This window comes from Gallionella capsiferriformans ES-2 (assembly GCF_000145255.1).
Lineage (GTDB): Bacteria > Pseudomonadota > Gammaproteobacteria > Burkholderiales > Gallionellaceae > Gallionella > Gallionella capsiferriformans.
Genome location: NC_014394.1, coordinates 362,540 through 384,118, shown reverse-complemented (window position 1 = coordinate 384,118; position 21,579 = coordinate 362,540). Strand labels below are relative to the sequence as shown.

General features: G+C 53.8%; 19 protein-coding genes and 1 pseudogene. 5 read left to right on the top strand and 15 right to left on the bottom strand.

The window, feature by feature from the left end; all coding sequences use genetic code 11:
- From murB to mraZ, 12 genes and pseudogenes are all read right to left on the bottom strand, one after another.
- Positions 1-915: pseudogene (gene murB / locus GALF_RS01715) on the bottom strand (UDP-N-acetylmuramate dehydrogenase); the annotation flags it as partial.
- Positions 912-2,312 (bottom strand): UDP-N-acetylmuramate--L-alanine ligase, encoded by a 1,401-nt coding sequence (murC, locus tag GALF_RS01710; RefSeq protein WP_013292323.1) that lies wholly within the window; start codon positions 2,310-2,312, stop codon positions 912-914. The gene murC and the pseudogene murB, both read right to left, overlap by 4 nt.
- On the bottom strand, positions 2,309-3,370 hold the full coding sequence (gene murG, locus GALF_RS01705; protein ID WP_013292322.1) for an undecaprenyldiphospho-muramoylpentapeptide beta-N-acetylglucosaminyltransferase: 1,062 nt from the start codon (positions 3,368-3,370) through the stop codon (positions 2,309-2,311). The genes murC and murG overlap by 4 nt, the downstream gene beginning before the upstream one ends.
- Before the next feature lie 94 nt (positions 3,371-3,464).
- On the bottom strand, positions 3,465-4,628 hold the full coding sequence (ftsW, locus tag GALF_RS01700) for a putative lipid II flippase FtsW (RefSeq protein WP_013292320.1): 1,164 nt from the start codon (positions 4,626-4,628) through the stop codon (positions 3,465-3,467).
- Positions 4,616-6,007 carry a UDP-N-acetylmuramoyl-L-alanine--D-glutamate ligase gene (murD, locus tag GALF_RS01695; protein ID WP_013292319.1) on the bottom strand — a complete coding sequence of 464 codons (1,392 nt, stop codon included), beginning with the start codon at positions 6,005-6,007 and terminating at the stop codon, positions 4,616-4,618. Before murD ends, ftsW begins: the two co-directional genes overlap by 13 nt.
- Positions 6,004-7,089 carry a phospho-N-acetylmuramoyl-pentapeptide-transferase gene (gene mraY / locus GALF_RS01690; RefSeq protein ID WP_013292318.1) on the bottom strand — a complete coding sequence of 362 codons (1,086 nt, stop codon included), beginning with the start codon at positions 7,087-7,089 and terminating at the stop codon, positions 6,004-6,006. The genes murD and mraY overlap by 4 nt, the downstream gene beginning before the upstream one ends.
- A complete protein-coding gene (locus GALF_RS01685) occupies positions 7,089-8,540 on the bottom strand; it encodes a UDP-N-acetylmuramoyl-tripeptide--D-alanyl-D-alanine ligase (protein WP_013292317.1) in 1,452 nt (483 codons plus the stop codon). Before GALF_RS01685 ends, mraY begins: the two co-directional genes overlap by 1 nt.
- A complete protein-coding gene (locus tag GALF_RS01680; RefSeq protein WP_013292316.1) occupies positions 8,537-10,048 on the bottom strand; it encodes a UDP-N-acetylmuramoyl-L-alanyl-D-glutamate--2,6-diaminopimelate ligase in 1,512 nt (503 codons plus the stop codon). Before GALF_RS01680 ends, GALF_RS01685 begins: the two co-directional genes overlap by 4 nt.
- On the bottom strand, positions 10,045-11,799 hold the full coding sequence (locus GALF_RS01675; protein WP_013292315.1) for a peptidoglycan D,D-transpeptidase FtsI family protein: 1,755 nt from the start codon (positions 11,797-11,799) through the stop codon (positions 10,045-10,047). Before GALF_RS01675 ends, GALF_RS01680 begins: the two co-directional genes overlap by 4 nt.
- On the bottom strand, positions 11,796-12,107 hold the full coding sequence (ftsL, locus tag GALF_RS01670) for a cell division protein FtsL (RefSeq protein ID WP_013292314.1): 312 nt from the start codon (positions 12,105-12,107) through the stop codon (positions 11,796-11,798). The genes GALF_RS01675 and ftsL overlap by 4 nt, the downstream gene beginning before the upstream one ends.
- Positions 12,097-13,032: a 16S rRNA (cytosine(1402)-N(4))-methyltransferase RsmH gene (gene rsmH, locus GALF_RS01665; protein ID WP_013292313.1), complete on the bottom strand. Its 936-nt coding sequence runs from the start codon at positions 13,030-13,032 to the stop codon at positions 12,097-12,099. The genes ftsL and rsmH overlap by 11 nt, the downstream gene beginning before the upstream one ends.
- Positions 13,029-13,475, bottom strand: coding sequence for a division/cell wall cluster transcriptional repressor MraZ (gene mraZ, locus GALF_RS01660; protein ID WP_013292312.1), 447 nt, complete (start codon positions 13,473-13,475; stop codon positions 13,029-13,031). Before mraZ ends, rsmH begins: the two co-directional genes overlap by 4 nt.
- 783 nt (positions 13,476-14,258) lie before the next feature.
- Between mraZ and GALF_RS01655 the strand changes: the two genes are divergently transcribed.
- The 4 genes from GALF_RS01655 to GALF_RS01640 are packed head-to-tail and all read left to right on the top strand — an operon-like array spanning position 14,259 to position 17,027.
- Positions 14,259-15,428 carry an IS4 family transposase gene (locus tag GALF_RS01655; protein WP_013292311.1) on the top strand — a complete coding sequence of 390 codons (1,170 nt, stop codon included), beginning with the start codon at positions 14,259-14,261 and terminating at the stop codon, positions 15,426-15,428.
- Between the two features lie 23 nt (positions 15,429-15,451).
- Complete coding sequence (locus tag GALF_RS01650; RefSeq protein ID WP_013292310.1) at positions 15,452-16,075, top strand: TetR/AcrR family transcriptional regulator; 624 nt, start codon at positions 15,452-15,454, stop codon at positions 16,073-16,075.
- Between the two features lie 25 nt (positions 16,076-16,100).
- Entirely contained in the window at positions 16,101-16,523 is a 423-nt protein-coding gene (locus GALF_RS01645) for a cytochrome c (protein ID WP_013292309.1), read from the top strand.
- A 36-nt stretch (positions 16,524-16,559) separates the two neighbouring features.
- A complete protein-coding gene (locus GALF_RS01640) occupies positions 16,560-17,027 on the top strand; it encodes a hypothetical protein (RefSeq protein ID WP_013292308.1) in 468 nt (155 codons plus the stop codon).
- Positions 17,028-17,185: 158 nt separating this feature from the next.
- Here GALF_RS01640 and GALF_RS01635 read toward each other — a convergent pair whose 3' ends face one another.
- Together GALF_RS01635 and GALF_RS01630 are read right to left on the bottom strand one after the other, a co-directional pair.
- Complete coding sequence (locus GALF_RS01635) at positions 17,186-17,542, bottom strand: hypothetical protein (RefSeq protein WP_013292307.1); 357 nt, start codon at positions 17,540-17,542, stop codon at positions 17,186-17,188.
- Between the two features lie 123 nt (positions 17,543-17,665).
- Positions 17,666-20,155: an FAD-dependent oxidoreductase gene (locus GALF_RS01630; protein ID WP_013292306.1), complete on the bottom strand. Its 2,490-nt coding sequence runs from the start codon at positions 20,153-20,155 to the stop codon at positions 17,666-17,668.
- Between the two features lie 315 nt (positions 20,156-20,470).
- Between GALF_RS01630 and GALF_RS01625 the strand changes: the two genes are divergently transcribed.
- Entirely contained in the window at positions 20,471-20,875 is a 405-nt protein-coding gene (locus GALF_RS01625) for a rhodanese-like domain-containing protein (RefSeq protein ID WP_013292305.1), read from the top strand.
- Positions 20,876-20,964: 89 nt separating this feature from the next.
- Here the strand turns inward: GALF_RS01625 and GALF_RS01620 are convergent, their stop codons facing one another.
- A complete protein-coding gene (locus tag GALF_RS01620; RefSeq protein WP_013292304.1) occupies positions 20,965-21,570 on the bottom strand; it encodes a peroxiredoxin in 606 nt (201 codons plus the stop codon).
- Between the last annotated feature and the right edge of the window lie 9 nt (positions 21,571-21,579).

Below are 21,579 nucleotides of genomic sequence, written 5' to 3'. Positions count from 1 at the left end.
CTCTCCGATGATTTTCACTTCAGGATGTAAATCCACCCCTGTTTGCGTCATGACCGTCTGCCTTACCTGACAAATCAGGTTTTCAATCTCATCGGCCGTTGCGTTATCCACATTGACGATAAAATTTGCATGTTTTTCAGATACTTGCGCACCGCCAATTTTTTTACCCTTCAGCCCGCACTGTTCGATCAGACGCGCCGCGTAATCATTTGCCGGATTGCGAAACACCGACCCTGCATTGGGCAGATTCAGCGGCTGAGAGCTAATGCGCTTGGCCAATAGCTCCTTGATGTTTTGTCGCGCAACCTGTCCATCGCCCTGCACAAAAGACAACCATGCCCCGACGAAAAATTCATCCGATGCTCCATCCTGCTTCTTTGTCACGCTTCGATAAGCGATCTGATATTCCGACGATGCTCTCTCTATCAACTCGCCGCTGCGCGTTACCACCTGTACACGCACGACGTGCTGCCAGATTTCACTGCCATAACAACCGGCATTCATCGCCAGCATGCCGCCCAGCGTCCCCGGGATTCCTGCGCAAAATTCTGCGCCGGCTAAATCATGGTTGGCGGCAAAGCGCGCGAGCTTCGCACCCGGCACTCCAGCCTGCACGTAGATCAGTCCGTCTTGCTGCATCGCAAGTTCAGTCAATGCGCCGTGCATTAACAGTACCGTGCCGCGTACACCGCCATCGCGCACCAGTAAATTGCTGCCGAGGCCAACGGCGACCAACGGTTCATCGAGCGGCAGACTGCACAAATACACCCGCAAGTCATCCAGATCAGCCGGTTGATACACGCGATCAGCCGCACCGCCTACTCGCCAGCTGGTATGACGGCGCATGGACTGATCAAGGCTCAACTTGCCTCTCAGTACCGCCGCGATAAACTGTCCCGGCTCGCTCATATTCATGTATTGGCCATCTGTTTAACCGCCCCCGGCACATTGCCGATCGAACCTGCCCCCATCGTGACCACGACATCGCCGTCACGCGCCCATTGCATAATCGACTGCGGCATATCCGCAATATGCTCGACAAAAATCGCCTCGCTCTGCCCGGCCAGACGCAAGGCATGCATCATGGCCCGTCCATCGGCGGCAACCAGACGCGTCTCGCCTGCCGCATAGACTTCAGCGAGCAGCAACGCATCCACACCGCACAGAATTTTGACAAAATCCTCGAACAAGTCGCGTGTGCGGGTATAGCGATGCGGCTGGAAAGCCAGTACCAGACGGCGACCGGGAAATGCGCCACGCACGGCAGCTAAGGTAGCGGCCATTTCCACCGGATGATGGCCGTAATCGTCAATCAGCGTAAAACGTCCACCCTCAGGCAAGGCGATTTCGCCATAGCGCTGAAAACGCCTGCCGACGCCTTCAAACTCATCCAGTGCAGCAATGATTGCGTCGTCAGCTACGCCGATTTCCAGTGCAATCGCGATGGCCGCCAGTGCATTCAATACGTTATGGCGTCCCGGCAGATTGAGCGTGATAACCAGATCGCGCGGCGTACCGTTCTGCCTGCATTGCGCGGTAAAACACATCTTGCCGCCCTCATGCCGGACATTGATGGCACGTATTTGCGCATCTTCACTGAAACCATAGGTCGTCACAGGCTTCGTTACACGCGGCAAAATCTCGCGGATATTCGCGTCATCCACGCAAACCATCGCACGTCCGTAAAACGGTAAGTGCTCGATGAAATCAATAAAGGCCTGCTTTAATTTTGCAAAATCGTGCCCGTACGTTTCCATATGATCTTCATCGATATTGGTCACAACGGCCAAGATCGGCTGCAGGTACAAAAAGGAGGCGTCTGACTCATCCGCTTCGACAACGATGAATTCACCGGTGCCCAGCTTCGCGTTCGTGCCGCTGCTGTTGAGCTTGCCACCGATCACGAAGGTCGGATCGAAACCGCCGCGCGCCAGCACACTGGCGGTCAGCGAGGTGGTCGTGGTCTTGCCGTGCGTGCCGGCCACGGCAATTCCCTGACGCAGACGCATCAATTCGGCCAGCATCATGGCGCGCGGCACAACCGGAATATGCCGAGCCCGTGCGGCGACCACCTCAGGGTTATCCTGACTCACAGCGGTCGAGACCACCACCACATCGGCGCGGGTCAAATTCACCTCGCTGTGTCCGATCGCAACGGAAACCCCTAACTCGCGCAGTCGCGCTGTTGCCGCATTTTCAGCCAGATCAGACCCGCTCACGCTAAAACCCAGGTTGAACAGCACCTCCGCAATCCCGTTCATGCCCGAGCCGCCGATACCCACGAAATGAATTTGTTTGATCTTGTGTCTCATTGCGCCAACTCCTTGCATATATTTGCCACATCCCCTGCCGCATCCGTCTTAGCGAGGCTTCGCGCCTGTTGCGCCATCGTCAGCAACTTTTCACGGCTGAGTTCCATCAACTGTTTTGCCAACCCCGCAGCAGAAAGTTCTGTCTGAGGCAGCAAGATTGCCGCGCCCTGTTCGCTCAAAAAGCGTGCGTTGTGGGTCTGATGATCATCCACCGCAAATGGAAACGGCACTAAAATACTGGCCACACCGGCCGCCGCGAGTTCTGCCACCGTTAGCGCACCCGAGCGGCAAATCACAAGATCTGCGGCAGCATAGGCGGCTGCCATATCGCCAATAAACGGCAGCACATCAGCCTCAACATCCGCCTCCTTATACAATTGCGTCACCGTACTGTGGTGCTGCTTGCCCGTTTGGTGCACGACAATCGGTCGATCTTCAGTCGGCAACAGCGCCAGCACTTTTGGCATCACTTCATTGAGCGCGCGCGCACCCAAACTGCCGCCGACGACCAGTACATTCAATCGACCTGTGCGTGCGGCATATCTGTCGGCAGGCGCTGGTATGTCGGCAATGACACTACGCACCGGATTCCCGCACCACTGCGCTTTAGGCAGGACAGCGGGAAAGCCTGTCATCACTCGTGTGGCCAAACGCGCCAGCACCTTGTTGCTCAACCCTGCGACCGAGTTCTGCTCGTGTATCACCAGCGGCCGATGCAATATCGCGGCCATCAGTCCACCTGGAAACGTGATGTAGCCGCCCATACCTAACACGACATCCGGCCGGTGGCGGAAAATGGCAACCGCGCTTTGCCAGAGTGCAATGATCAGATTTAAAGGGAGCATCACCTTGCGTACCCATCCATTGCCGCGTAAGCCGGAAAATCTGACCAGCGACATCGGATAGCCGTGTTTTGGCACCAGATCCGCTTCCATACTGTTCGGTGCGCCCAGCCAGGTCACTTGCCAGCCTTGCTCACGCAGCTGATCGGCCACCGCGAGTGCTGGAAAGATATGCCCGCCCGTGCCGCCTGCCATGATCAATATTGAACGATTCATGCGGGCATCCCTCGTGCAATACGACGGTTTTTGTGCAGATACCCTAATTCGATTTTTGTCTGCACAGAAATAGAAGACTTGCGATTTTTTATACTCATGCGGGCATCCCTCGTGCAAGTCTTCTATTTTCATAGTCGACGCGGAGCAATACGGCGGCGGCGATACAGTTGACCACCACGCCACTGCCACCGAAGCTCAAAAAGGGCAGCGTCAGCCCTTTGGTCGGCAGTACGCCCATATTCACACCGATGTTGATCGTCGCCTGCACACCGACCCACACCCCGATACCTTGCGCGACCAGCGCCGAATAATTTCGCTCTAAAAAGGCCGCATGCCGTCCGATTTGGAATGCGCGTATCACGACCAGCGCGAACAAGCCAATCACACAGACCACGCCCACCAAACCCAATTCTTCTGCGATCACTGCCATTAGAAAATCGGTATGCGCTTCGGGCAGATAAAATAATTTTTCAACGCTGCCCCCCAGCCCTACGCCAAAACGCTCGCCGCGCCCGAAGGCGATCAGCGCATGGCTTAATTGATAGCCTTTACCATAAGGATCAGCCCAGGGATCCATGAAGCCGATCACGCGCTGCAGACGGTAGGGAGACGACAAAATCAGCGCAGCGAAGGCCATCGGCAGCATAAACACCAGCAGGCCAAATACTTTTAAGTTAAATCCACCCAGCCAGAGCGTACAAATAGAGATGGCCAGCACAACCACAAACGCGCCCATATCGGGCTCGAGCAGCAGCAGACCACCGACGACCGCCATCACGCCAAACATAGGCAGAAAGGTTTTGATAATCGAATTGCTCTCACGCCCTTTGCGCACGGTGTAATCGGCGGCATACATCACGGCAAACAGTTTCATCAATTCTGACGGTTGCAGATTGATCACGAACAGCGATAGCCAGCGTCGACTGCCATTGACTTCACGCCCGACATGCGGAATGAGCACCAGCACCAGCAGGGTGGCGCCCGCCACAAAAAGATACGGCGAGTAGTTTTGCCATGTCTGCACCGGCACTTGAAAGGCCAGCGCGCCGGCAACCAATCCCACCGCGATGAACATGCTGTGCCGCATCAAATAGTAGCTCGCCTGATGACCGGTAAATTTGCTGCCTTCGGCGGTTGCGATCGACGACGAATAGACCATCACCAGCCCCACCGACAGCAGGGCGATGAATACCCAGATCAGCAGCATATCGAACTGCACTTGAGGCGGTCTTGTGTGCGTTTTGACTAATGAGGCCATGCACCCTCCTCATTCAAGTGGTTCACCTCAGCGATGAACACCTGTGCGCGATGGCCATAGTTGCGGTACATATCGAAGCTTGCACAGGCAGGCGACAGCAGTACCGCATCCCCATACTGTGCGATTTTTGCCGCTAGCTGCACCGCATCCTGCATATCAGCTGCATGGATGAGCGGCACATCGCCCCCCGCTAATGCTGCGGCGATCAATGGCGCATCGCGCCCGATCAGCACTACTGCACGGGCGTGATGTGTGACGGCCGATTTCAACGGCGAGAAATCCTGTTCCTTGCCCACGCCGCCGGCGATCAACACCGCAGGACAACCCAGTCCTGCTAAGGCGGCGACTGTTGCGCCCACATTAGTGCCTTTGGAATCGTCATAAAACGTCACGCCATGCAGTACCGCGACCTTCTCAACCCGATGCGGCAACCCCTTGAAGCTGCGCAATGCTGCAAGCAACACGGGCATCGGCAAGTCGATCGCACGGCACAAAGCAAGGGCTGCCAGCGCATTGGCAACATTGTGCAAACCTGCCAGTTGCATTTCAGACGCCTTGATGAGTCGTGAACAACCCTGCACCAGCCAAATATCATCACCTTCCCGCTCGATGCCAAAATCGCTTTCGCTCGCGGGTTTATTCAATCCAAAACTGACACAGTCGCTTGTCGTATGTTTCATTGCGATGCTGCGCGCATCGTCGCGGTTGAGCACCTGCAAGCGGCAGCCGCCGAGTATCTGCTGTTTGGCCGCCGCGTACTCATCCATCCCCAAATAGCGATCCAGATGATCTTCGCTGACATTCAACACGGTCGCCGCATCAGCCGTCAGGCTGCGGGTGGTTTCCAGCTGAAAGCTCGATAATTCCAGCACCCAAACCTCGGGTTGTTTGTCACCGCGCTGCAACACCACATCGAGTACCGCAGGCGAAATATTGCCGGCGGCCACCGCATCTAGTCCTGCCGCGCGACACAGGTGCTCGACTAGGCTCGTGACCGTCGTTTTGCCGTTTGAGCCGGTGATGGCCAATACTTTGCCGGGAAGCGGTGCGTGAGAAGCGCGAAGTTGTTGTGCGAAAAGCTCGATGTCGCCGACAACAGGGATGCCGCGTGCTGCAGCGCGTGCGATATACGGGTCGGCTAGCGGCACGCCTGGACTGATGGCGATAAGTTCGATACCGTCAAACAGGGTATCGGTAAAGGCCCCAAAAAACAGCTGATCGGCAGGTACGAATTGGGCGACTTGATCCAGTCCCGGCGGTGTTGTGCGACTGTCTGCAACGCGCAGCCGCGCGCCTTGGGCGCTTAACCAGCGCACCATCGATAATCCGGTCTCACCGAGACCGAGTATCAGAACAGATTTGTCGCTTAACGTTTTCATCGCAGTTTTAAAGTCGCCAATCCCAGCAATACCAGCAGCATCGTGATAATCCAGAAGCGCACAACGACCTGCGTTTCCTTCCATCCCTTTAATTCATAATGATGGTGCAGTGGCGCCATGCGAAACACGCGGCGTCCGGTCAGTTTGAAGGAGGCAACCTGAATCACGACCGACAGCGTTTCCACGACGAATACGCCGCCCATGATGAACAGCACCAATTCCTGACGGACAATCACAGCGACCACGCCCAGCGCAGCCCCCAATGCCAGCGCGCCCACATCGCCCATAAACACTTCGGCGGGATAGGCGTTAAACCACAAAAATGCCAGCCCCGCTCCCGCGATGCCTCCGCAAAAAACGGCCAGTTCTCCCGCGCCCGGGATATAGGGGATACCCAAATATTTGGCGAATACGGCATTGCCTGCGACATAGGAAAATAGTGCTAGTGCACTGGCCACCATCACCGTCGGCATAATCGCCAAGCCATCCAGACCGTCTGTCAGATTGACCGCGTTGCTGGTTCCAACAATCACGAAATACACGACGGCGATGAACGTTGCCGCACTCAGAGGGAAGACAAAAAACTTCATGAACGGCACGATCAGTTCGGTTTGAGCCGGCAGTGTCGAGGTTTTCCAAAGATAGACGGCGACCACCAGCGCGATCAAAGACTGCCAGGTCATTTTCGCCTTCGCTGACAAGCCTTTTGGATTGCGGTGCACGACTTTGCGATAGTCATCTATCCAGCCGATCACACCGAATCCCAGCGTGGTGAGCAACACCACCCATACATAATGATTGTGCAGATCACCCCACAACAGCGTCGTAATTCCAATCGAAGTCAGAATCAGCGCGCCGCCCATAGTCGGCGTACCTGCCTTGACCAGATGCGTCTGCGGACCGTCGCTACGCACCGATTGGCCAATCTTGTATGCCGTCAACTTGCGGATCATCGCAGGACCCACCATGAATGAAATCCCCAGCGCAGTCATCGCCGCCATCACGGTGCGCAGTGTTATGTAGTTGAATACACTGAAGAAACGTATATCCTGAGCCAGCCATTGTGTGAGCGCTAATAACATTACAATATCTCCGGTGAGTCGGGAGTAGTAAGTGGTGAGTGGATACAACCAACCCCACTTACCACTTCCCACTTCCCACTTCCTATTTCCAGATGCTTTACGACACGTTCCATTTTCATGAAGCGCGACCCTTTCACCAGCACGGTCGTGCCAACCTTCAGTTCCTTGTCCAATTCCGCGAGCAGCGCATCAATGTGCTCAAAATGCAGTGCCCCGACGCCGAATTCCCGCACCGCCTCGCGACTTAACTCACCCAGTGCATAGAGATTTTCGATGCCTGATTCGCGTACATTGATCCCGATACCCGCATGAAATGCCGCAGTATCCTCACCTAATTCGCCCATATCGCCCAGCACCAGGACGCGCTGCCCGCTCATTGCGGCCAATACGGCAATGGCCGCTTTCAAAGAGGCCGGATTTGCGTTGTAGGTATCGTCGATCAGCACCGCGCCCTCTCTTGCGGGTTTACGCTGCAGCCTACCCGCGACACCCGAAAATTTTGACAAGCCAGCCACGATGCTCTCGAGCGACAAATTTAGTGCAATGGCTGCTGCGGTAACGGCCAGTGCATTGCGCGCGTTATGCTCCCCGGGCACTTGCATCTCCACTGTGAAATCGCCCACCGGCGTCTTGACGTCAAGGCGCAATCCCGCACCGTTCGGCTGCCACGCACCCACGACATCCGAGTGTCCACTCAAACCGAATTCCAGTAACGAATTTGCACCGGCAAGACAGCGCCAAAGCGGTGCAAACTCATCATCTGCATTGATAATCGCGCTGCCACCGGGCTGTAAGCCCGAAAATATTTCCCCTTTGGCATGCGCTACCGCCTCGACCGATCCCATGCCTTCAAGATGGGCGCCGCTGGCGTTGTTAATCAGCGCAACGTTCGGACAGGCAATCCGCGTCAGATAGTCGATCTCGCCGGGATGATTCATGCCCATTTCAATGACCGCATAGCGGTGCTGCGCATTAAGTTGCAATAGCGTCAGCGGCATACCAATGTCGTTATTAAAATTGCCTTTGGTCGCCAGTACCGCATCGTCCGAGCCTGCCGCGCTACGCAGTACGCTCGCCAGCATTTCCTTGACCGTTGTCTTGCCGTTGCTACCGGTAATCGCGACCATCGGAATATTGAACTTTTGACGCCAGTGCGCCGCCAGTTGCCCCAATGCGATGCGCGTATCCGCGACCAGCAGGATAGAGGATTGAGGATTCAAAATTAAACTGCGCGCTTCAAAGCTGTCCGCGTTCATCAGCACAGCGGTAGCGCCACTCTCGATGGCTTGCGCGGCAAAATCAGCGCCATCGAATTTTTCACCGCGCAACGCGATATACAAATCACCCGCCTTTATCTTGCGCGTATCAGTCGATACCGCCATAAAGCGCGCATCTGTCGGACCTTTGATATGTCCGTGAAGGACTTTAGCTGCCTGTGCTAGCAACATCATTGCGTAACTCCCGGCTGACTCATCCAGGTTTTTAATGCCTGTGTCGCCACATTGACATCGCTAAACGGATGCTTCACGCCCTTAATTTCCTGATAATCTTCATGCCCCTTGCCCGCAATCAATACGATATCGGCACGCCCGGCCATGGCAATCGCATGACCAATGGCGTCAGCGCGATCGCTGATCACCTCATGCCGGCCCTCATTCATCCCCGCAATCACTTCGCCTATGATCTGCTGAGCATCTTCGCTGCGCGGGTTATCGCTTGTCACAATGCAGCGGTCGGCAAATTTTTCTGCCACGCGACCCATCATGGCGCGTTTGCCGCGGTCCCGATCGCCGCCGCAACCAAAGACGCAAATCAGCTGGCCTCCAGCCTTCGTCCCTTGAGCGGCCTCACACAGCGCCAGCAAGACTTTTTCGAGCGCATCGGGTGTATGTGCATAGTCCACGATCACCAGCGGCTGATCATTCCCGCCCAGTTTTTGCATTCTCCCCGTGACAGGCTGCACCGCATTTAATGACGCGACTGCGGCATCGAGGGTCACGTCGCTCACCAGCAGCACGCCCAGTGCGCCGAGCAAATTCGACACATTGAATCTGCCCACCATCTGAGTGGACAACTGTGCCGCCCCCCAACTTGAACGAACTTCAACTTTCATGCCGTGGCTGTCCATCTCCAGCACTACGCCGTACACCATGCGCAGGCCATGCCGTTCAGCTAAGCGTAGCGCTTCATCCGTCGTCCCGTAGCCAATCACTTCGACCGTCTTGTCGACTAGCTGCAGCGCCAGCTCCGCGCCAAACGCATCGTCAAGATTGATCACGGCATAGTTGAGCGACTGCCAGTCAAACAGGCGTCGCTTAGTCGCCGCGTAGCTTTCCATATCTCCGTGATAATCCAGATGATCGCGGCTCAGATTCGTCAGCAAGGCCACATCGAAACGCACGCCATTGACCCGACCCTGTGCCAGCGCATGGGATGACACCTCCATTGCTGCCGCTTGCGCACCCGAGTTCAGGAAGTCTGCCAGCAAGCCCTGCACGCGAATCGCATCCGGTGTGGTATTTGCACTAGCTTCTAGTTCGTTGACAAAGCCATTGCCGAGCGTACCGATCAGCGCACATTTTTTGCCGGCATCTCCCAGCGCCTGCGCGATCCAGTGACAGGTCGACGTCTTTCCGTTAGTCCCTGTCACGCCGATCATCCGAAGTGATTTTGATGGTTCGCCGTAAATGGCATCCGCCAGAAATCCGGCGTTGTGACGTAAATCAGAAATTCCAATATTGGGAACCGTCCATGCCTTATCCCAGACAAAATTGTGCGCATCCCAAATTACGGCTGCCGCGCCTTGAAGAATTGCCTGCGCGATAAACTGACGTCCATCCGTCTTTTCACCAGGATAGGCCATAAATACATCGCCTGATTTCAACGTACGGCTGTCTGTCACCAGATGGTTCAATGGTACGCCGAGCTGTAACTGCAACTGACTCAGGGTTGGTGTCATATTTCCTCCCTGACAATTTCAGCCGGTGCTGCAATCACATTGTCCAGCGGCGCATCGTTCGGTACATTCAGTAAATGCAACGCACCTGCGACAACCTGACTGAACACGGGTGCCGCTACCAGACCGCCGTAATATTGTCCGGCGCTTGGCTCATCTATCATGACGGCGACAATCAGACGCGGTGCTGATACAGGCGCCAATCCGACAAAGGAGGCTACATATCGATTCGAGTAATGCCGCCCGTCAAGCTTATGCGCCGTACCTGTTTTCCCCGCCACTCGATAGCCCGCCACTTGTGCCAGCGGCGCCGTGCCTCCCGGCATCACCACCGATTCCATCATCATGCGCAACTGTGCTGCCGTTTTACTGGAAAATACCGGTTTTCCTGCTGCTGGCTGATCGAGTTTTAGCATTGACACGGGTTTGATTTCGCCATCGCCGGCAAACACCGTATAGGCACGCGCCAGCTGCAACAGATTGACCGAAATACCGTGTCCGTAGGACATCGTGGCCTGCTCGATGGGTTTCCAACTTTTTGCATCTCGCAACATGCCGATCGCCTCACCCGGAAAATTGCTTCCGGTGTGATGCCCGAATCCCGCATCGTAAAATGTTTGCCACATCGTGTCCGGCTCCATGGACAAGGCGATTTTCGCCGCGCCCACGTTGCTCGATTTTTGTATCACCTGAGAGACGCTCAGCATGGGTTCAGCGTGCGTGTCGTGAATTTTTTTATTGCCTACCGTAAACACGCCGTTTTCGGTGTTGATCATCGTATCAGGACGCACCTTGCCGATATTCAGTGCTGTCGCTATGGTGAACGGTTTCATGGTGGAACCGGGCTCAAACACATCGGCCACCGCGCGGTTGCGCATCGCCTGCGTACTCACTCGTGTGCGGTTATTGGGGTTGTAGCTTGGATAATTGGCCAGCGCCAGCACTTCGCCACTATTCGCGTCCAACACCACGATCGCGCCCGCCTTGGCCTGATGCTGCGCGACGGCGAGTTTTAACTCCCGATAGGCCAGATGCTGAATTTTGCTGTCCAGGCTCAATGCAATATCGCCACCGGGCTTCGGTGGCGTCAGACTGCCGGCATCCTCAACAATATGGCCTCGCCTGTCCTTGATCACGCGCTGACTACCCAGTTTGCCGGCAAGCTGGTTCTGCAGCACCAGTTCCAGCCCTTCCTGCCCGTTGTCATCCTGACCGGTAAAGCCTAGCATCTGTGCAAATTCCTCTCCGGCCGGGTAATAGCGACGATATTCATGCTGCAAGGAAATCCCCGGTAAATTCAGTTTTGCCACACTTCCTGACTGCTCAGGCGGCAACTGCCGTTTCAGAAACACAAAATCCCGCTTCACATCGGACAGATGGTCATGCACATCGGTCACCCGCATACCCAACGCCTGCGCCAGCTGCTTCAATTGCTGCGGGCTGATTTTTGTTTCATTCGCATCGTCGATCTTGATATCGGACGGACTGGCCCAAACCGACTCGACTGGTGTGCTAACTGCGAGCGGCTCGCCATTGCGGTCGGTAATCATGCCGCGATGCGCGCTGACCTCAATGATCCGGCTGTAGCGCTGATTGCCTTTCTCCTGCAAAAAGTCGTCCCGTATACCCTGAAGATAAATCGCTCGTCCGACCAAACCTGCCAGACACAAAAGCAGCAGCGCGAACAGCACAATCGCACGCCATCCCGGCAATTTCGCCGTAATGCTGTCGTTTGATTTAGCCGTATATTTCATGGTTTATGACTGGTTCCGTTATCGAGAGGCGAGGACTGCCCAACCCTTATCAATTTAATTTGCTCTTTTTTGGGTAACTGCATCTGCAGCTGCTTTGTTGCGACTCTTTCCACCCGAGCAGATGCGGCCAGCGTGCTCTGCTCCAACTGCAACTGCCCCCACTCAATTTCCATCTGATGGGCATGTTCTTTTTCCTGCTGCAGAGCGATAAACAATTTTCGTGCCTGATGCTGCGAGGTGACCACGCTCAACGCGCCGGTGATAACCAACACCAGCAATAGGCCTTGCAAAAATCCGTTACGCCACATCGCTGCGCTCAGCCACACGCATCACGGCGCTGCGCGCACGCGGATTGCTATTCAGCTCGTCTTTGCCAGCTTTAATCGCACGCCCGATTAAGTTCAACTTGCCCTTGGGCACTTCACTGGCGCGGATAGGAACATTGCGCGGCAATTTGTCCGCATCATTCATATCGCGAATGAAGTGCTTAACCATGCGGTCTTCCAGCGAATGAAAACTGATGACTGCCAGTCGCCCGCCCGGCTTCAGGTGCGTGACGCACTGGGGCAGCACCTGCTTTAATTCCTCGAGCTCCTGATTGAGATAAATCCGTATAGCTTGAAAGGTGCGTGTCGCCGGATTTTTTCCGGTTTCGCGGGTACGTACCGTCTTGCCAACCAGCTCGACGAGCTGCCCCGTGGTCTGGATGGGTTGAATTTCACGCGCAACAATAATCGCTCTTGCAATCTGCTTAGCAAACCGTTCTTCGCCGTAATCACGTATAACCTCCGTCAGCAGACCCTCGTCCGCTGTTTCCAACCATTGCGCGGCGGTCGGGCCGCGACTGTTATCCATACGCATGTCTAATGGCGCATCAAACCTGAAACTAAAGCCGCGCGCGGCCTCATCCAGTTGCGGCGAAGACACACCCAAATCAAGCAAAATACCGTCTACACGTTCAACACCCAGCTCGCGCAGCACCTCTGCCAGATGGGTAAAGCCGCTATGCACCATCTTAAAGCGAGCATCCTGCCATTCCAGACCATGACTGACCGCAGTCATATCTTTGTCCAGCGCGATCAGGCGTCCATTTGCGCCCAGTTGCTGCAGGATCAGTGCGCTGTGCCCACCCCGGCCAAAAGTGCAATCCAGATAGATGCCATCCGGTTTGATCGCCAGCGCCTCGACCGCCTCCGCCAGCAGCACAGTGGTATGAACCAGCACCTCACTCACAGCGAAAATCCTTCGAGCTCTGCCGGCAAGTCACCCGACATCAACAGCAACGCGGCCTGTTGTTGCGCCTGCCACTTGACCTCATCCCACAACTCAAATTTATTGCCTTGACCGATCAGCATCACGCTCTTGTCCAGTCCGGCATAACTGCGCAGCACCGGCGAAACCAGTACCCGTCCCGCGTTGTCCATCTGCACATCTTCGGCATGACCCACAATCAGACGTTGCAAGGCACGTGCGCGCGGATTAAATGAAGGCAGCTTATTTAGCTTGTCGCGGATTGTTACCCACTCAGGCTCCGGATAGACCAGCAGACACCCATCCGCGTCAGCTGTCAGCACCAAATTTCCGGCGCAGTTACTCAGCAGCCTGTCGCGATACCTTGCCGGTATTGCGAGCCTGCCTTTGCCGTCCAGATTAAGTTGCGCTGCCCCTTGGAACATCCATCCACCTCCACAATTACCCACTTTTTACCACTTACACCCACTATATTGAAAAAATACCCTCGGGTCAAGCAAAAAACAGATTTTTTCTTTAAAAGACAATGAGTTAGAGCATAATGCTAATGAAAATAAAATATGCTTATAAAGCAATGGATTGCACAATTAAGCTAAAGTTATTTCTAATGAAGGGCAATAAATTTATGCCCACCGAGTTACCATCATGACGGGGAATTAAAGCGGTCGAATTAAGATCAAATTGGGCGAAATCAACCCGCATGACAGGCAAGGCCGGAATATGGCAGCGAGAACCTCAGATAGAACATAGTCATTTCATAGCGTCATTCAATCAGACTTGACCATAACGATGAAACACCTATAAGATAGTGATCAATTACTTTCTAAATTGAATTTTAAGCCTGACTAAATAGACTGAATTGGAAGCGACTTGCTTGTTTACACTGTTTATTACAAGGCCTGCACTACTGATCAGCCAATATTGTTGTCACCCATGATGAAAAAATTATCCCGACCTTTAAGCGTATATATCATATTCGCGATGGGCGAACCTATGAGGAAGCAGGAGAAGGCCGTGCAGCCTAACCGTAAGATTATTGGAGCAAGATCACTACTGTCCGGTAGATTTTAAGTTCATTTCGCTGTAGCCCTTTATTGACGTGGCTTTCAGCACGTTTTTGCATTCCGACGATTTCAAATACTATCTGGAATCGCCTTTGGTTAAAAAACCGTATCGTTTGCCCTTTAATCGGCAGACGGAGCGGCAGCATGAATCGGGGCAAAACAGTTTTCGCACAATTGCTGGACTTCGTGCCGTTCAATCATTTCGAATATCTGACCGAGCGCTTTGCCGCCAACCACGGGATCAAGCATTTCTCCGCATGGAGCCAATTCATCTGCATGGCCTATGCACAACTGACCCGGCGCGATGGCTTGCGTGATTTGGTTGCCTGTCTCAATTCTCAGAAGAGCAAGCTTTACCATATCGGTATCCGCAGCAAAGTATCCCGTTCCACACTGGCCGATGCCAACGAACGGCGCGACTGGCGGCTGTTCGAGGCACTCGGCCATCGTTTGATCTCCATAGCGCTCGAACTGTACCGGGACGAGGACATCGGCCTGGGACTCAAAGAACCGCTCTACGCCATGGACTCGACCACCATCGATCTGTGCCTGACGCTGTTCCCCTGGGCGGAATTTCGTTCAACCAAGGCCGCCGTCAAAGCGCACACCATCATTGATCTGCGCGGTTCAATCCCTGTGTTTCTGTCCATTACCACCGGCAAGGTTCACGATGTCAATCTGCTCGACGTGATCCCATTCCCCGCTGGCACCATCGTCGTCATTGATCGGGGCTACCTGCACTTCGCCAGATTGTATGCGCTACACCAGCGCCAAGTTACCTTTGTCATCCGCGCAAAGAACAATCTCCGCTTTACCTGGATTGCGTCGCGCGAAGTGGACAAAGCCACTGGATTACGCTGCGATCAAACCATACTGCTGGCGACACCCAAATCAAAAACCGCTTACCCGGAACGCCTGCGCCGGGTTTCTTTCCGCGACCCGGAAACCGGCAAGCATTTGGTGTTCCTGACCAATCGCTTCGATTTGCCCGCGCTGACCATCGCCAATATCTACAAAAATCGCTGGCAAATCGAACTGTTCTTCAAGTGGCTCAAGCAAAACCTTGCCATCAAACATTTCTATGGCAATTCCCTCAATGCCGTCAAATCCCAAATCTGGATCGCAATATGCGTTTACCTGCTGGTCAGCATTGCCAAAAAACAGCTCAATCTTCCTGCCTCCCAGCAGATTTTACTGAATCTTTTTGAGGTCAATATGTTCGATAAAACCCCAATAAATCAAATGGTTGCAAATGCGATACAGAATCTTGACGAACCGGACATCAGTAAACAATTGAATCTATTCGATTTTTAACCGGACAGTAGTGGAGCAAGATGATGAATCAGGAAGTTATTAAACGCCGTATGCCGAGTGAGGAGCGGCAAAGCGAAATTGTCCGCGTCGCTATTCATCTGGCCGCCGAAAAGGGTATAGACAGCGTCACGACACAGGATATGGCCGATGCGATGAAAGTGACTCAGGGGGCTATTTTCAAGCATTTTCCGACCAAGGACGATATCTGGCTGGCCGTCATGCAGTGGATACGCGGCAAACTGATGACGGTGGTGGAAAAGGCCGCATCTGAGGCGACAGATCCGATGGATGCGATTGAACGGATGTTCTTTGCACATATTACTTTTATCGGTAAGCATCCTTCCATTCCGCGTTTGCTGTTTTCAGAGATGCTGCATAAAAGAAACAGTAAGCTCCGCGACCTGATTCAGGAAATCATCTCAGGTTATGAAGGGAAAATTGCCGGCCTGCTTGAAATGGCAAAAGATCAGGCGCTGGTGGCGAGAGAGCTGGACAGCAAAAATGCGGCGGTACTCTACATCGGGATGATTCAAGGGCTGTTTATGCAGGTTTCTATTTTTGGCGGCAAACGCACCTTGCTGGAGGAGGCCAAAAAAACCTTCCCGATTTATCTGCACGGCATCAAAAAACGTAGCGATGATCTTTAACAATTCACCCATGAAAGGCAGCTCAATGAAAAAAAGGATCGCATTCTTGACCGGCACCCTGTTTTTTACCACGCTCACAGCCGCAGAGCCGCTTGCACTGCAGCGGGTAATGAAAGAGCTGGGCAAAAACATGCAAATCGTAACTGATGGCATATCCCGCGAAGACTGGGTTCTCGTTGAACACACCGCTCATCAGATCGGCGAGCATCCTGAGGCACCGCCGGACGAAAAAATCCGCATCATCAGTTTCATGGGAAGCAATATGGGCAAATTCAAGTCCTTCGACGCGCAAACCCATGAAGCCGCACATGAAATGGCCGAGGCGGCTCAGGATAAAAACGGGCAAAGCGTGATCGCCGCCTTTCAGAAACTACAGACAGGCTGTCTGGCCTGCCATCAGACATTCCGTCCTGCCTTCACAGAGCACTTCTACGGAAAATCCAAGTAAAACATTTTATAAAATCATCTACTTAAAGGGGACGTCATGAAAAACTGCAAATTGAGCTGGAGTCTGGTGGTCGTTTTATCCATCATCGTCACGTTGTTAGGTTACAAATTTACCGTAGGTGAAGTGCAACCGTCCGATGATGGCCGTCAGGCTGTGATACTGACCAAGGATGAGCGCAATGCCTTGTTGCTCGAGATGCGCAACTGGCTGCAAAACTCACAAGCCATATTGGCCGCAGCATCTGAGAAAGATTTTGATACCGTCATCAAGTCTGCGCGCGCCTCAGGCATGGCGGCGGAAGCCGACACACCCGGCTCGCTATTCAGAAAAATCCCCGTTGAAATGAAGGCGCTGGGATTTGGAACGCGCAAGAAATTCGATGAGATTGCCGCTGATGCGGAGCAGTTCAAGGAGAGCAATCGTACCGTAGCCAAACTGAGTGATGCCATGAACAACTGCATCGCATGTCATGCCACTTATCGTTTTGTTGAGACGACACAATAGCGGGAAATCAGGCCCGTCAGAACCTTTGCAAGCGGAGATTATCGGCGGCCTTGCAAAGGTGTTCAATAATAAATGTGACTACATTAATTAACCGCGTATGACGATCAAACGGAGTAAAGCCGGAACGGCTCCAAGAACGGGCCGTTCTAGCTCACAACTCAGCGACCTCCGCGCATGCCGCCTTGGCCGCCACCCATACTGCCACCTTGACCGCCACCCATTCCGCCACCTTGTCCCCGGGCGGGCACGCTATCTGGAATAGCAACGCCTTTTTCCTTGGCTTTTTCTTTCATCTTCTCGTGATGTTCTTGACGAATTTCCTTGCGCTCCTCGGCAGAGGTTGCATTGCGCATTTTTGAGCGTTGCTCATTTTGCTCTTCTGATGACATCAACTGCCTGCCGGTTGTCTGCTGAATTCTAGATGGCTCCTGCACCGCAATATCGGCCGCCATCGCGATGCCAAATGACGCAAGCAACGTAACGGACAATACTGACAAAACTATTTTCTTGTACATTTTTATCTCCAATTAGAAAGTTAAAATACGATGTATCAACTTCACGTTGAGGGAAATGCCGATTGTATTGCTTCAATCTGAAACTCACTTCTCACTACCCACTACAACGACGGACTTCATGCATCAAATAAACAGCGTCGTACCAGATTCTGACGCTTCGCCCAAAAAGGCTGCTACGCCGCCAATTTCCACGCCATCAATCAACTCGGACTGGTGTATTCCCATCACATCCATGGACATTTGACAGGCGATCATCTGTGCCCCGCCGTCAACCAGACTTTGCAGCAAATGGCCGGGTGTTTCAACCCCCTTGTCATGCATCACCTTGCGGATCATTTTAGCTCCCAAGCCGTGCATATCCATTTTCGAAATCGAGTTAAGATGATCTACGCCTGACGGCAACATGGAACTGAACATCCGATCCATCATCGGCTTATCCCGTGCAGGCGCATTTTCACGACGCAGCACATCAAGCCCCCAGAAGGTGAAGAACAAACTGACCGGCTTACCCATCGCCAGCGCACCATTTGCGATGATCATGCTAGCCATCACCTTGTCCAGATCGTCCGAGAACACCACCAGCGTGAGCTTGTCGCGTGTCGCTGCCGGCAGGGCGACGACAGGCACGGCCTTGTTCTTGCGCAACAGCACGACAATCAACCCCTTGTCGGACTTGAGCGACAACACATCGTTGCCTGTCTTCTTAGCCCATGCGCGGATATCGCGACCAAAGGCCGGGTCGGAAACGGTGACTTCCAGCAACTCTCCTGCATCGAGCGCCTCCATCGCCTTGTAGGTCTTCATGATGGGACCCGGGCATTGCAGGCCGACCGCGTTCAGCGTGTGCAGCTCGCCACCGGGCGCGACCAGTACAGCACTACCGCTGCGCTCAGCTTCAATTACTTCTGGCGCACGACGCTTGATGTCTTCATAGTCGAAGATATCCGGATTAGACTGCTTATCCACTGCCCACGAGTAAGTCTTGTAGCCGCCTGAAAGGTTGCTGACCTGAGTGAAACCATGCTGTTTAAGGATGCGATAAGCCAGATAACCGCGCAGGCCAATCTGGCAAAACACCACCACGGGCGCATTGCGATCGAGTTCGTCCAAATGTTCACGAATCTGATTGACATCGAAATTGCGCGCCGTCGCGATACTGCCAAATTCGTACTCTTCGGCCGTGCGCACATCGATGAGTTGAAGTTCAGATGACTTTGCGAGCAATCGCGCATGCAATTCACGCCACGCTATCATCTCGTGTGACTTGTTCAGCAGGTTGATGGCCACATAGCCTGCGATATTGACCGGATCCTTGGCGGAACTGAACGGCGGCGCGTAAGCGAGCTCCAGTTCGGCCAGATCTTCCACATTCAGATTGCCGTGTATCGCCGTCGAGATCACGTCGATGCGCTTGTCTGCGCCGTCCGCACCCACCGCCTGTGCGCCGAGGATGCGGCCCTCAGGCGAAAACAGCAGTTTCAGGCTGATCTGTTTTGCGCCCGGGTAATAGCTGGCGTGCGAGCCGCTGTGCGTGATGCAACTGAGGAAAGGGATCTCTGCGGCGATAAGTTGTTTCTCGTTCAGTCCGGTGGTCGCGGCGGCCAGATCGAAGGCTTTGAGTATTGATGTGCTCTGCGTGCCACGATATTGCTGTTTGTTACCGAACACGATGTTGTCCGCGGCCATGCGGCCCTGACGGTTGGCCGGGCCCGCCAGCGGAATCAGCGCCTGACGGCCGCTGATGAACTGCGTGACTTCGATCGCATCGCCCACCGCATAAATATCTGGGTCGGAAGTCTGCAAATGGCTGTCCACCTTGATGCCGCCGGTACTTCCCAGTTCCAGACCGCTGGCACGCGCCAGTGTGGTTTCGGGGCGCACGCCGATGGCCAACACCACCATATCTGCCTGCAGACGGCGTCCACTGCCGAGATATACAACGGTATGATCATCCTTGTCTTCGAAGCGTTCCACCTTGTCCGACAAGTAAAGTTCGACGTTCTTGTCCTTCATGTGGGAATGGACAATGGCCGCCATCTCGTAGTCGAGTGGCAGCAGGATCTGGTCAGCGCCTTCCACCAGCGTGGTGAAAATGCCTTTTTCATGCAGGTTCTCGGCCACTTCGATGCCGATGAAGCCGCCACCTATCACCACCGCACGGCGCGGCGAATGTTGTTCGAGATGACCCATGATGCGGTCCAGATCGGGAATATTGCGCAGACCGAACACGCGCGGCGAATCAATACCGGGCAGTTTGGGTCGCACGGGCTCAGCACCCGGGGAGAGCAGCAGCTTATCATAGGACTCGTCGTATTCATCGCCCGTGTTCAGATCGCGCAATCTCACCAGTTTTGCCTGGCGGTCTATCGCGATTGCCTCTGTGCGGCTGCGTACATCCACGCGGTAGCGCGCCTCGAACGCGGGTTCAGACGTCACCAGCAGTTGCTCGCGCTGTTCGATGGTGCCTGAGATGTGGTAGGGCAAGCCGCAGTTAGCGAAACTGATATACGGGCCGCGCTCTATCATGACGATCTCCGCACGCTCATCGTTGCGGCGAATCCGCGCTGCCGCAGTGGCGCCTCCGGCGACACCCCCAATAATAACAACTTTCATCTTGCATCCTTAAAAGGGTAGTTAAACCGTCGATACACATCGAAACCAGTCGAAAATAACGTTTAATAGCGCTCATCGGAGTCTCTGACATTGACTAGACACACTCAGTAAAGCGCTAGCCGACAGATCCTGCAACCGCAGGACAGCGATTAATTAACTTACGATCGCTTAGGATTTTCAGCCTAAATGATTTTAATTACAAGCATATTATAATATTCTTAAATAGATGCCTTTATTGTGATATTTATCACAGATCACTGGTAACACTTCAAATATCATGTAACACAATTTCTACCCTTCATTCAGGATCTCAGCATGAAATTAACGACTAAAAAAATATCACTGACGCTCGCGACCCTGTTGCTTGTGATGCTCGGCGCTCAACGCTTACAAGCAACAACAGATGTAGATATTGATGTGACACAAGCACACACCATGAATAGGCAAGGAGCGCTGTTACTGGATGTGCGAGAACCCAGTGAATATACCGAAGTACACGCACCCAATGCCACGCTGATTCCGTTAGGACAGCTGGGTGCGAGACTTGATGAGATTGCATCTTACAAGGATAAACCCATCATCGTGATGTGCCGCTCCGGAAGGCGCTCTGCAAAAGCCGTCCATCTGTTGCAGGAAGCGGGATACAGTCACGTTAGCAATATAGCGGGCGGCATACTGGCGTGGGAAAAATCCGAATTGAAAGTAGTGCGTCCGAATTGAACGAAAATCTCGACTAAATTAGCGAGTAGCAGACGCAAAAAGGGCCATCATCAAGATGGCCCTTTACTTGCGAAACGGGGAGAAGCGGCTTACAAACTCTGTGCGTGATCAGCCAGATATTGTGCAACCCCTTCCGTGGATGCGTTCATACCAGCTTTGCCCTTTTTCCAGCCAGCTGGACATACTTCACCATGCGTTTCGAAAAATTGCAGCGCATCGACCATACGCAGCATTTCGTCGATATCACGCCCCAGCGGCAGCATATTCACAACCTGATGCATCACCACGCCGGTCTTATCGATCAGGAAAGAGCCGCGCAGCGCGACGCCCGCACCCGCCAGTTCAACGTCATACGCCTGACAGATTTCATGCTTGATATCAGCCACCAGCGGATAACCGACCTGACCGATACCGCCCTTGTTAACCGGCGTATTTTTCCATGCCAGATGGGTGAATTGCGAGTCAATCGACACACCGATAACTTCCACGCCACGGTTTTTGAACTCCGCCAGACGGTGATCAAACGCAATCAACTCGGAAGGACACACGAACGTAAAATCGAGCGGGTAAAAAAAGATCACCGCAGCCTTGCCAGCGATATGGCTTTTCAGATTGAATGATTCGTTGATTTCGTTGTTGCCCATTACAGCGGCGGCGGTAAAATCGGGTGCTGCTTTGCCTACGAGAACTGCCATGTTTATCTC

Coding starts and splice junctions, on each gene's coding strand:
- murC (WP_013292323.1), bottom strand. CDS start 2,312: ATGAGACACAAGATCAAACAAATTCATTTCGTGGGTATCGGCGGCTCG.
- murG (WP_013292322.1), bottom strand. CDS start 3,370: ATGAATCGTTCAATATTGATCATGGCAGGCGGCACGGGCGGGCATATC.
- ftsW (WP_013292320.1), bottom strand. CDS start 4,628: ATGGCCTCATTAGTCAAAACGCACACAAGACCGCCTCAAGTGCAGTTC.
- murD (WP_013292319.1), bottom strand. CDS start 6,007: ATGAAAACGTTAAGCGACAAATCTGTTCTGATACTCGGTCTCGGTGAG.
- mraY (WP_013292318.1), bottom strand. CDS start 7,089: ATGTTATTAGCGCTCACACAATGGCTGGCTCAGGATATACGTTTCTTC.
- GALF_RS01685 (WP_013292317.1), bottom strand. CDS start 8,540: ATGATGTTGCTAGCACAGGCAGCTAAAGTCCTTCACGGACATATCAAA.
- GALF_RS01680 (WP_013292316.1), bottom strand. CDS start 10,048: ATGACACCAACCCTGAGTCAGTTGCAGTTACAGCTCGGCGTACCATTG.
- GALF_RS01675 (WP_013292315.1), bottom strand. CDS start 11,799: ATGAAATATACGGCTAAATCAAACGACAGCATTACGGCGAAATTGCCG.
- ftsL (WP_013292314.1), bottom strand. CDS start 12,107: ATGTGGCGTAACGGATTTTTGCAAGGCCTATTGCTGGTGTTGGTTATC.
- mraZ (WP_013292312.1), bottom strand. CDS start 13,475: ATGTTCCAAGGGGCAGCGCAACTTAATCTGGACGGCAAAGGCAGGCTC.
- GALF_RS01655 (WP_013292311.1), top strand. CDS start 14,259: ATGAATCGGGGCAAAACAGTTTTCGCACAATTGCTGGACTTCGTGCCG.
- GALF_RS01650 (WP_013292310.1), top strand. CDS start 15,452: ATGAATCAGGAAGTTATTAAACGCCGTATGCCGAGTGAGGAGCGGCAA.
- GALF_RS01645 (WP_013292309.1), top strand. CDS start 16,101: ATGAAAAAAAGGATCGCATTCTTGACCGGCACCCTGTTTTTTACCACG.
- GALF_RS01640 (WP_013292308.1), top strand. CDS start 16,560: ATGAAAAACTGCAAATTGAGCTGGAGTCTGGTGGTCGTTTTATCCATC.
- GALF_RS01635 (WP_013292307.1), bottom strand. CDS start 17,542: ATGTACAAGAAAATAGTTTTGTCAGTATTGTCCGTTACGTTGCTTGCG.
- GALF_RS01630 (WP_013292306.1), bottom strand. CDS start 20,155: ATGAAAGTTGTTATTATTGGGGGTGTCGCCGGAGGCGCCACTGCGGCA.
- GALF_RS01625 (WP_013292305.1), top strand. CDS start 20,471: ATGAAATTAACGACTAAAAAAATATCACTGACGCTCGCGACCCTGTTG.
- GALF_RS01620 (WP_013292304.1), bottom strand. CDS start 21,570: ATGGCAGTTCTCGTAGGCAAAGCAGCACCCGATTTTACCGCCGCCGCT.